General features: G+C 44.0%; 3 protein-coding genes and 1 pseudogene. 3 read left to right on the top strand and 1 reads right to left on the bottom strand.

What is annotated here, in order from left to right:
* Positions 1-189: 189 nt before the first annotated feature.
* A complete protein-coding gene (locus tag F6K20_RS26510) occupies positions 190-1,437 on the bottom strand; it encodes a DUF445 domain-containing protein (RefSeq protein WP_131827231.1) in 1,248 nt (415 codons plus the stop codon).
* A 391-nt stretch (positions 1,438-1,828) separates the two neighbouring features.
* Between F6K20_RS26510 and F6K20_RS26505 the strand changes: the two genes are divergently transcribed.
* From F6K20_RS26505 to F6K20_RS26495, 3 genes and pseudogenes are all read left to right on the top strand, one after another.
* Positions 1,829-2,536, top strand: coding sequence for a Crp/Fnr family transcriptional regulator (locus tag F6K20_RS26505; RefSeq protein WP_008180239.1), 708 nt, complete (start codon positions 1,829-1,831; stop codon positions 2,534-2,536).
* Between the two features lie 122 nt (positions 2,537-2,658).
* A complete protein-coding gene (locus F6K20_RS26500; RefSeq protein WP_008180238.1) occupies positions 2,659-3,513 on the top strand; it encodes a DUF2232 domain-containing protein in 855 nt (284 codons plus the stop codon).
* Between the two features lie 434 nt (positions 3,514-3,947).
* Positions 3,948-4,288, top strand: a pseudogene (locus F6K20_RS26495) (TIGR00303 family protein); the annotation flags it as partial.

Raw genomic sequence — 4,288 nt, 5'->3', positions numbered from 1 at the left:
AGAGCGTCCCACGGATTGCGAAGGGCTGACGCCCCGCTGCGCGAACACATCTGTTCTGTAATGAAAGAAACTTGCATCGTCAAAAGCCACTATTTTGCTCAAAGCTTTTGAATATTCCGATCCATTCCGTGCCCCGCCCCACTCCATACCCCAAAAACCCCACACCCTCTCAAACGTTAAAGCTACTTGTCACCCCTTGAGGTAATTCACACCCATCTGTTCACACAAATCTGTCAAGGCATTAATAGTAGCAATGACTTCTGAATGGTCAACGGAGTCATTGGTCCGAGATGTCTTCTGGGACTCTGGCGTAGCATCGGCTAAGTGCGATTGGCCGTAGGCCACGCTACGCGATCGCAATGGTGTCTTTTCTTCAGACAATCCTATGCCCCAGGATTGAGGCAACTCTCCTGTTGACCAATCCATTGCTGGTTCCTGAGTCAAATCTGATTGGCCTTTGGCCACGCTACGCGAACGGTCAGACACCACCTCAGTCATAGTCAGAGAGTTTTTGTGCAATAAGGTTTCCGGATGTAATTGAAAGCTATCCTTATCCTCAAGTTGAACCTGTACATCCGGTGGTTGTTGTGAGGAAGACCATAGGCTTGAAGATTCTCGTCCTAACTGCTGAGCTAGACGATTCACAAAGGCAGCAAAAAACATTTCTCCCTGCATGCCTAAGCTGTGCATTTTTTCAAGTTCCTGAGATAAAGACTCCTGGTAACCTTGAAGATCTCTGTGTAGGGTCTCAAAAATCAACCGCTGGTTAACATCTATATTCTGTATGAGTTGATCAGATTGTTTTTGAAGCTGCTGTAGTTGCTCAATCACCTTTTGTCTTTGGACTACAGCAACAATCTCGTCCTGATTTGAAGGCAATCGGTTGATTGAGTCATCACTAGTGGGATTCTGTTTTAAGTGAGCTTCCCAATTCGCTAAAATTTGAGATAGCTTTTGCGTCAAGCTTTCGACAAGGCGGTTGATTAGCCCTTGTGAGAACTCTGAAGCAATCTGCACATTTGCAGTTTGTTGTTTGGTATAGTAATCCAGCTGCTGCTTGGTACTCTCCAAACGCTGAATTTCTCGTACCAGAGACTCCCGCTGTTGCTGTAGAGCCTCCAACTCTACCTGCCATGGTTTCGTCAAATCGGTACGTAGATGGTTCATTTCTTGATTAACCGCTTGCAGGATTTGCTGCACTTCCTCCTGAACAGATGTGGGTACTCCCGTCTGAGATGGGGTTACTGTAGTACTTGTATTGTCCGATTCTACCCCTAGTTTTTGCTGTTGGGAAACTAGGTAGCTACGAACTTTCCGCAAAACCTGGTGTGCAGCCGCTAGGTCACCAGACTTGAACCATGGTAGAGGAAAGTCAGGCTTATGGAGGATGTGGTCAATATCAGCAATCAGAGATTGAATGTCGGTTTGAGCAGTCACTTTGAAACCCTTGACGAGAACAAATTGAGTCATACAGGAGTGAGAGTCAACCCCCTGTGTCTAATGTTAAATTGCCAGAGTCACCAAACTATTACAAATTGTTCATCATGGAGCATAATAACTGTACTTACCCGATGTGATTATTGCCAAGCCCTCTACCAGAATGAGCCTACCTCAGCTCACTGCAAGTAGTTTAGCTCCAGTAGAATCTTTGTTTGTCAAGGCAATTTCACTCACATCAGTCATTTTCGTTGGTCTACCAAAGGTGGTGAGGTTAAGCAGATCTGTTTCATTGGCTTCTTTTAGTTGACACAGGCAAACTCCCTGACTCACTTGATTTGACAGCGGATCATCTATCTATTCAAGGTGTTTACGAAGCGCTCATGATCCCATGGAAGACCGATACAATTCATCTGAAGTTAACTCTAATGTTCATGATTCGATGGCTAGCACTCCTTTTTTTGCTGGCTTACCAGATTCTAGTGTCAAAAAAGCCATTATTAATATGGTTACCCGTAGCCATCCTGCAAATCGAGTGATTTTACTTGAGAATGACTGGGGGGGGTCTGTCTATTTCATCTTAGATGGTTGGGCAAAGATTCGCACCTATAACCTGGATGGGAAGGAGGTGACCCTCAATATTCTTGGGAAAGGAGAAATCTTTGGTGAAATGGCAGCCTTAGAAGAAGTACCTCGTTCAACAGATGTGATTACCTTAACCCCTACAACCATTGGTAGTATACCCGCTCAGGATTTTACCCAGTTAATTCATACGGAACCTTTGGCTGGTGTCCACTTAGCTCAGTTGATGGCAAAGCGTCTGCGTCAGGTTAACCGACGCCTACGCTTGCGGGAGTCAGATAGTACCTCACGAGTGGCAGACACCTTGTTGTTTCTAGCTGAAGGACAAGGCAAATTGAAACAAAGAGGAACTGAGATTCCTAACTTACCTCATCGAGAGATAAGTAGCCTCAGTGGATTGGCGCGGGAGACGGTCACACGAGTCCTGACAAAGCTGGAGAAGAAAGGCTTGATCATGCGGGATCACGATACCCTTTTTATCTGTGATCTGCCTGCTCTCGAAAAGATGATTATCTAGTCTTGATATATAAGGTATCTGCAAATGAGGAGAAATTTGAGATGGGCTAAGATGCAAGGGTACTTTAACAGTATCTCTTCTGTTATCATCTGTCCCTTTCCTCAAGAGGTTACTAAATTTGCATGAGTGATTCTTTTGATGATGGTCAAGCGGCTTCACAAGATCTCTTTGCCCAATCTAAAAACAAACCCACAAAATCAACAACGGAATTCCCTAAGAGCAATGCTGATGTAACTGAGATCGGGCATCAATTAACTGGGGAGCAAAATCACCCACTAGAAAAGAGGGAACCTAGGGCAGTCTACAAACAATCCACTTCTGCTAACTCCCCTAGCCTGAATAATGGTCTAAACCCTAGACCTCAGACACCTATAACCATGGTAGAAACAGCGTTTCTGGCCAGTACCGCCAGCTTGATTTGGCTGATTAATTATTACTTTCCTCTAGGACCAATACTCAAAATGTTTTTCCCAGTGCCGATTGCTTTAGTCTACCTAAGGAGGGGCAGTAGGGCATCCTGGATGGCAGCACTGGTTTCGGGGTTGTTACTATCAGTGCTGATGGGAGTAACTCGCAGTATTATCTTTTTGGTCCCTTATGGTCTGATGGGGGTGCAACTGGGAGCTTTGTGGAAACGTCGAGCTAGCTGGCTGCTTTCTATTAGCATGGGTACGCTAATTGGTACAATAGGCTTCTTTTTTCGGTTTTGGTTGTTCTCAATTCTATTGGGGGAAGACCTCTGGGTTTACGTGATGACCCAGGTGACAGGATTATTGGATTGGTGGTTTCTCAAGCTGGGGTTGCTATTTCAGCCCAGTCTATTTCTAGTTCAAACCCTGGCTGTAGTAATGATTATTATCAATAATGCCATTTATTTATTCGTGGTGCATATTGTAGCCTTACTCATGCTCGACCGATTAGGAAACCCGATTCCTAGACCACCAAACTGGGTAAAAGTTTTGCTGGATTACGATTGAGCTATTAGTCATTGGTCACTTGTGATGGCGAAGAGACTGTTTGTTATACTTTCAAAGGTCAGCTTACACGCTACTTGAGGGCTACGCTTTCCGCAAACAGTTATCAGCTCTGAGCCCTTGGAGCTTAGAGCTTAAGCTTGATTGATTACCTTTAGCTCAGTTTATGCCCGTGGTAAGTATGGCAATCGTTCTTTTATTTTATGGAAATTTATGGAATTATATGGCTAACTATTGTGTGTGAAAATGTGTGTAAAAAAATAGTAATATTAACTAGTTAACTAGTTAATACTTGATTTGCTACTTTTACAAAACGATTCTGTTACCTTATCCAAAGTTTACTGTTCCCTTTCACCACAATTAATCTATAGTGTAGTGTTTGTTTCTATTTATTTTTATATTTCAGATCAGAACTAAGGACTAAGAATTAAGGACTAATGATCCGAGTTTATACCGAGCAGGTAAAGGGAAAACGGTGGTTACAGCAGTATCAGGGATGCTCACCGGTATTTGCTTGTATTTTAGGATTCACTGCTACTGGCCTGATTCCAGGTATTTCTGCTGCTGGCGCTACCCCAGATGATCGTCAGTATACTGCGATCGCTGATGCTGAGTTTTTGGTCAATGGAGTTACTCCCCAACCTCAATATCCCCTTCCTCCTCTAACTGTGGGAGTATCCCCTGTCTTGATTTCCCGTGCTTTAGTGGAGGCATTTAACCTACCCATCTATCTGTTCAATGCTGGTTTACCTCACCCTCCGACAGTACCAGCCATTGA

It is taken from the genome of Moorena sp. SIO2C4, assembly GCF_010672485.1.
GTDB lineage: Bacteria > Cyanobacteriota > Cyanobacteriia > Cyanobacteriales > Coleofasciculaceae > Moorena > Moorena producens.
Note: the sequence above shows the minus strand (reverse complement) of the source record. Positions and strands in the feature narration are given on the sequence as shown.